5 protein-coding genes are annotated in these 6746 nt (G+C 70.6%); 4 read left to right on the top strand and 1 reads right to left on the bottom strand.

The features are described from left to right. The 4 genes from I0Q12_RS05945 to I0Q12_RS05930 all read left to right on the top strand — a co-directional run. Positions 1-1392 (top strand): circularly permuted type 2 ATP-grasp protein (locus I0Q12_RS05945; RefSeq protein WP_197251062.1); only part of this gene is annotated, 1392 nt, incomplete at its 5' end. A 1-nt stretch (position 1393) separates the two neighbouring features. Continuing rightward, positions 1394-3220 (top strand): N-acetylglutaminylglutamine amidotransferase, encoded by a 1827-nt coding sequence (locus tag I0Q12_RS05940; RefSeq protein ID WP_197251061.1) that lies wholly within the window; start codon positions 1394-1396, stop codon positions 3218-3220. Positions 3221-3226: 6 nt separating this feature from the next. Then, a complete protein-coding gene (locus I0Q12_RS05935) occupies positions 3227-5095 on the top strand; it encodes a S9 family peptidase (RefSeq protein ID WP_231610097.1) in 1869 nt (622 codons plus the stop codon). After that, positions 5092-6222: an amidohydrolase gene (locus I0Q12_RS05930; RefSeq protein ID WP_197251060.1), complete on the top strand. Its 1131-nt coding sequence runs from the start codon at positions 5092-5094 to the stop codon at positions 6220-6222. The genes I0Q12_RS05935 and I0Q12_RS05930 overlap by 4 nt, the downstream gene beginning before the upstream one ends. Before the next feature lie 48 nt (positions 6223-6270). Here I0Q12_RS05930 and I0Q12_RS05925 read toward each other — a convergent pair. Continuing rightward, positions 6271-6746: hypothetical protein (locus I0Q12_RS05925; protein WP_197251059.1), on the bottom strand; the 476-nt coding region annotated here is incomplete at its 5' end.

Below are 6746 nucleotides of genomic sequence, written 5' to 3'. Positions count from 1 at the left end.
CACGTGCTCACCACGCTGGCGCGGCTCGGAGCCGATACGCTGCGGACGGCGCAGGACGACATCGACCGCGAGCAGGGCCTCGACGGGGTGGTGTTCCGGGTCAGCGGCGAGGCCCGGGCACGGGTCTTCCCGATGGATGTGGTGCCCCGGATCATCACGGCCGAGCAGTGGGAACACCTGGTTCCCGGGCTCGAGCAGCGCGCGCTGGCACTCAACGCGTTCCTCGTCGACGTGTACGGGGACGCCGCGGTGATCCGGGACGGTGTGATGCCGGCGGAGGTGCTCGACCGTGCGCCCGGGTTCCGCCGGAGCGGCGCCGCGGCCCACCTGCACCGGGTGCGCGCACACATCTGCGGCATCGACCTGGTCCGGACCGATCCCGGCCGGTTCGTGGTGCTCGAGGACAATCTCCGGGTGCCGTCGGGCGTCGGCTACGCCCTGGCCCACCGCGCGATGACCCGCACCTTCCTCGGCGGACTCCTCGAGGGCTCCGATGTCCTCGATGTCGAGGACACCACGGACCTGATGGTGAAAACGCTGCTGGCCGCCGCTCCGCCCCGGGCCCGCGGCGACCGTGCGGCCGCGGTGGTGCTGAGCGCGGGCCCGCAGGATTCCGCGTGGTTCGAACACACCATGCTCGCGGAGCGCACGGGTCTGCCGCTCGCCCAGACGCAGGACCTGTCGGCCCGCGACGACGTCGTGTACGTCCATCGGGGGACGACGAGGTCGCGCGTCGATGTCCTCTACGCCCGTGTCGACGAGGACATGCTGCTGTCCTCCACCGGCTACGACGGGCAGCCGCTGCGGCCGGGTCTGCTCGGCGCGCTGCGTGCGGGGACCGTGACCGTGGTCAACGCCCTCGGTAACGGGGTGGGCGACGACAAGGCCGTCTACACTTATGTGCCGGCGCTGATCGAGTACTACCTGGGTGAGCGGCCGTTGCTCGACCAGGTCCCGACGTGGGTGTGCGCCGAACGCGAGCAGCGCGACCACGTGCTGGACCGGCTCTCCGAGCTCGTGGTCAAGCCCATCGACGGATTCGGCGGCAACGGGATCACGATCGGCCCGGAGGCGACACCGGCCGAACTGGCGAGGCGCCGCCACGATCTGCTGAGGCAGCCGGAGCGATTCGTCGCGCAGGAGGTGGTGCCGTTGTCCACGCACCCGACGTTCGACGGCACCGGGTTCTATCCGCACCACGTCGACCTGCGTGTGTTCGTGCACGTGCGCGCCGACGGCGAGGCGGTCACCGCGCATGTCGCGCCGGTGGCGCTGACCCGCGTGGCACCCGCCGGAAGCATGATCGTCAATTCTTCCCAGGGCGGCGGCGGCAAGGACACCTGGATCCTTCGGTCGGCGGGCGGGCCGCCTACCGGCCGGAGGGAGCGCTGACGTGTGCGGGGTGTGCGGCGAGATCCGGTTCGACGGCAAGCCCGCCGACACCGGTGCCGTGTCCCGGATGACCGCGTCGATGGCACCGCGCGGCCCCGACTCCGGCGGAATGTACGTGCAGGAGTCGATCGCCCTGGGACACCGTCGGCTGAGCATCATCGATCTGTCCCCGCGCGGCCGCCAGCCCATGATCGACAGCGACCTCGGGCTCGCGCTCGTGTTCAACGGGTGCATCTACAACTACCGGCAGTTGCGCGCCGAGCTGGAGGCGGCCGGCTACCGGTTCTTCTCCACCGCGGACAGCGAGGTGGTGCTCAAGGCATTCGATCGGTGGGGCACGGACTGTGTGCGCCGCTTCGCCGGGATGTTCGCGTTCGCGATCGCCGACACCGACACCGGGGTGGTCACCCTCGCGCGCGACCGGCTCGGGATCAAACCGCTGTATCTGGCCGAGTCCCCGGGCCGGCTGCGGTTCGCGTCGACGGTTCCGGCGCTGCTGCACGCCGGTGACGTCGACACCGACCTCGACCGGGTGGCGCTGCACCATTATCTGAGCTTCCATTCGGTGGTGCCGGCCCCGCGCACCATCTTCCGGGGTATCCGGAAGCTGCCTGCGGCGACCGTGCGGGTGATCCGCCCCGACGGCCGCAGTGACGACATCCGGTACTGGCAACCGGTGTTCGGACCGGACCCGGACCGCGCCTCGTGGACCGAACCCGATTGGCAGCACGCCCTGCTCGACGCCCTGCGCACCGCGGTGTCGCGACGGATGGTCGCCGATGTGCCCGTCGGGGTTCTGCTGTCCGGCGGCATCGACTCGAGCCTCGTGGTCGCGCTGCTCGCCGAGCAGGGCCAGCACGGTCTCGAGACATTCAGCATCGGATTCGATTCGGCTGCAGGAGAATCCGGGGACGAGTACGAATACTCGGATCTGGTCGCCGAGACGTTCGGCACCGCCCACCACAAGATCCACATCGATTCCTCGCGTCTGCTGCCGGCCGTGCCCGCGACGATCGCGGCGATGAGCGAGCCGATGGTCAGTCACGACTGTGTCGCGTTCTACCTGCTGTCGGAGGAGGTGCGCCGATCGGTGAAGGTGGTCCAGTCGGGTCAGGGTGCCGACGAGATCCTCGCCGGATACGACTGGTATCCCCCGATGCTCGGCGTCGCGCGCGACCGGTCCGCCGAGACGTACGCCCGCGTGTTCGTCGACCGTTCCCACGACGACATCGGCGCGCTGCTGTGCCCCGACTACCATCTCGACCACGACGCGAGCAGCGAGTTCCTGGCCGCGCAGCATGCCGAACCCGGCGCTCATACCGCGGTCGATGCGGCGTTGCGTCTCGACACGACCGTCATGCTCGTCGAGGACCCGGTCAAGCGGGTCGACACGATGACGATGGCGTGGGGCCTCGAGGCGCGGGTCCCGTTCCTCGATCACGAGTTCGTCGAACTGGCCGCGACCTGCCCGCCCGAACTCAAACTCGCGTCCGGCGGCAAGGGCGTCCTCAAGGACGCGAGCCGGGCGCTCCTGCCGAACCGGATCATCGACCGCACCAAGGGATACTTCCCGGTTCCGGGAATCCGGAATCTCGACGGGGAACTGCTGACCCTGGTGCGCGACGCCCTGCACAGCCGCGCCGCGCGCGAACGCGGCCTGTACCGGCCGCACACGATCGACGCACTGCTGGCCGCACCGAACGACACCCGCACCACACTCGGCGCGAACGCGCTCTGGCAGGTCGCGCTGCTCGAGTTGTGGTTGCAGTCGATGGACGAGCAGACCGGGACGAGAACCGCGCAGCCTGCGCGGGTGCAGAAGGAGTGAGCCGGGATGGATGCGGTACCGGAGGGCCCTACGCATGTGCGTTTCACGTCGGGTGCGTCGATGTCGCCCGATGCGACCGGGTTCGCGCACATCGTCGACGACGGCGGCTATCCGTGGGCGGTGCAGCGCTTCCTGACCGGCCGGTCGGCCGGGCCCTCCCGTCGCGTGGACCTGCCCGTCAGCGGTCCGGTCACGCGGATCCAGCACTCCGAGGACGGCCGGTGGCTCGCGCTCGAGGTCGCTCCCGACGCCGGCACCCGCACCCAGGTGTGGGTGGTGCAGACCGATCCGGATGACCGCAGCGCGCGGCGGCTCGACACCGCCGATGACGGCTCGACGGAACTGGTGTGCTGGGACGGTCCGCTCGTCGCGGTGACCGCGACCGATGAGGAGGGTGTCGCCGAATCCCGGCTGATCGATCCGCAGACGCTGGAGTCGGTCGTGCTCGATCGCCGAGTCGGTGGACATCTCGTGGATTCGTGGGACGGTTCGGCACTGCTGCGCGTCGGGCCACGCGGACATCGCGAGCTGTTGCTGCTGCGCGCCGACGGAACACGGACACCGTTGCTGCCCACCGATTTCGGATCGACCACCGATGCCGGGGTCATCCTCGACGACCACCGCCTGCTCGGCGGGCTGGACCGGTACGGGTCCCCGTGGGCGTCCAGCGACGGTGAACCGACCCGCTACGTGCGGGCCGTGGTGCGCAGCGATCACGGTAGCGAGTTCGCGCGACTGCTGGGTGTCGCCGTGTCCGACGAGGGCGTGTCGTACCGGGTCCTTGCCGAGCGGCCCGACGCGGACCTCGACGAGTTCGCCGTCAGCGAGGACCACACGACCGTGGCCCTCCTGTGGAACATCAAGGGACTCAACGAATTACAGATGCTCGACCTGAGGGACGGCTCGCTGGCGCCGCCGATCCTGTTGCCCGGGCTCGTCGCGTCGGAGCTCTCGCTCAGCGCGACCGGCGCGCTGCTCGCGGTGACGGTGGAGGGCCCGGGGATGCCGCCGTCGGTCGAACTGGTCAATCCCCGTTCCGGCGACTGGGTTCCGGTCGAGCATGCACGCACCCGCATCGACCCGGCGGTGGCACCGGAGCTGCTCGAATTCGAGGCTCGGGACGGAATGCCGTTGTCCGGCTGGCACTATCGCGGCGGGAGCGAGCCGGGACCGGTGATGCTGTACTTCCACGGCGGCCCGGAGGCCCAGGAACGGCCCGGGTACAGCGACTACTTCCCCGCCCTGGTGGACGCCGGGATCACCGTGTTCGCACCGAACGTCCGGGGATCGGGTGGATTCGGGCGGACGTTCATGCACGCCGACGACCGGTACGGGCGTTTCGCCGGCATCGACGACGTCGCGGACTGTGTGCAGTTCCTCGTCGAGCGGGGCATCGCCGACCCGGCGCGGATCGCGTGTGCCGGCCGCTCCTACGGCGGGTATCTCACGTTGGCGTCCTTGACCTTCCATGCCCCGCTGTTCGCCGCGGGCGTCGCGATCTGTGGCATGAGCGACCTCGAGAGCTTCTACGCCAACACCGAGCCGTGGATCGCGGCCGCAGCCTACCCGAAGTACGGGCATCCGGTCCACGACCGGGAACTGCTGCAGGAGCTCTCCCCGATCCACCGGATCGACGACCTGAAGGCTCCGCTGCTGGTGGTGCACGGCGTGCACGACACCAACGTGCCGGTCGGCGAGTCCGAGCAGATCGTCGCGGCCGTGCACGCCCGCGGCGGCGTCGCGGATTTCCTCCTGTTCGACGACGAGGGCCACGAGATCGTCAAGCGGGAGAACCGCCGTGCCCTGGCCTCGGCGATGGTCGACTGGCTCACCACACACCTGGGAGTGAGCCGGGTCGAGGAGGCCGCACGATGAGCGTCTCGTTCGAACAGCTCGTGGCGTGGCGGCGCGATCTGCACGCACACCCCGAACTGGGGTTCGCCGAGCACCGCACGACCGCGGTGGTCCGCGACCATCTGCGCTCACTGGGCCTCGAGCCGGTGACCTTGCCGCGCGGGACCGGACTGTGGTGCGACGTGGGTCCGCCGAGCGCGCACTGCATCGCCTTGAGGGCGGACCTCGACGCGCTGCCGCTGACCGAGGCCACGGGTCTGCCGTTCGCGTCGACGGTGCCCGGGGTGTGCCACGCGTGCGGACACGACGCGCACACCGCGATCCTCATGGGAGCGGCCGCCGAGCTCGCCGAAGACCCTCCGCCCCACCGGGTCCGGTTGATCTTCCAACCCGCGGAGGAGGCGACGCCGGGTGGCGCGCTCGAGGTCGTCGCGGCCGGGGTGCTCGAGGGCGTGTCGAAGATCTTCGCCCTGCACTGCGCCCCGCAGTTCCGGGTCGGCATGCTCGCGACCCGGGCCGGACCGATCACCTCGTCGAGCGATGCGGTGACGGTGCGCTTGTCGTCCGCGGGCGGGCATTCGGCGCGGCCCTATCTGACCGGCGACCTGATCCACGCCGCGGCGGTGCTGATCACCGGCCTGGCGTCGGTGCTCGACCGGCGCGTCGACGCGCGCAGCGCTACGGTCCTGACGTGGGGCAGGATCTCGGCGGGGTACGTGGGCAACGCGATCCCCGAGTCCGGGGAGCTGGTCGGGACGCTGCGCAGCGCGTCCCACGCGACCTGGGCGAGTCTCGAACCCCTCGTGCGGCGCACCATCGGCGAACTGCTCGCGCCGTACGGGGTCGGGCACGAACTCGAGTACGTGCAGGGCGTTCCTCCGGTCGTCAACGACCCGGATTGTGCCTCGGACCTGCTCGAAGCGATCGAGACGGTCGTAGGGCTGGACAACCTCGCCGAGGCCCAGCAGTCCAGCGGCGGTGAGGATTTCGCGTGGTACCTCGAAAAGATCCCCGGCGCGATGGCGCGGCTCGGCGTCTGGGACGGGGTCGGGCCGCGCTGCGATCTGCACCGCCCCGAGTTCACCCTCGACGAACGCGCCCTCGTGCACGGGATGCGCACCTTCGTCGCGCTGGCCCGGAAGGGGTGACGCGGCCGACGGGCATGACCCCGACAGCGTCGGCGCGGTCGGCCCCGCTCAGTCGACGAGCGAGGCAACCTCGTGATCGGTCAGGGTCGTCTGCGGCACCCGGCCCGCGTTGCGGGCCAGTTCGACCGCCCGGTACAGCGGCCGCTCCCCCACCGCCGCGCTGCGCGCCTCGGCCCGCAACTGTTCGACGAGGACCGACGACACCGCGGCGGCCGGCGCCACCTCGGCGGTGGCGAGGGCATCGGCGAGCCGACGCAGCGCGAGCACGTCGAGTTCGCGTCCGCCGCCGTCCGCGTACAACGCCAGCGGCACCGATACGAGCCCGTGCTCGCCGTCGTTGACGCGGAGGATCACCTGACTCACTCGCGCGACACGCACGAGCAACTCGACACCGGCCAGGTGCCGCAGGTCCACGCTGCGCGAACGAACCGGTCCCGACGCCACGAGCACCGTGCCGTCGAGGCGCAGATGCCGGCGGGTCACGACGAATGCGCCGACGGCAGGAGGCAGCCCGAACAGCAGCC

The organism is Rhodococcus sp. CX (genome assembly GCF_015865005.1).
In the GTDB taxonomy this organism is placed as follows: domain Bacteria; phylum Actinomycetota; class Actinomycetes; order Mycobacteriales; family Mycobacteriaceae; genus Rhodococcus.
This window is presented reverse-complemented; position numbering and strand designations above follow the sequence as displayed.

Excerpts from the sequence above, each read along its gene's own strand:
- I0Q12_RS05935 (WP_231610097.1), top strand. The coding sequence starts at position 3,227 with ATGGATGCGGTACCGGAGGGCCCTACGCATGTGCGTTTCACGTCGGGT.
- I0Q12_RS05930 (WP_197251060.1), top strand. The coding sequence starts at position 5,092 with ATGAGCGTCTCGTTCGAACAGCTCGTGGCGTGGCGGCGCGATCTGCAC.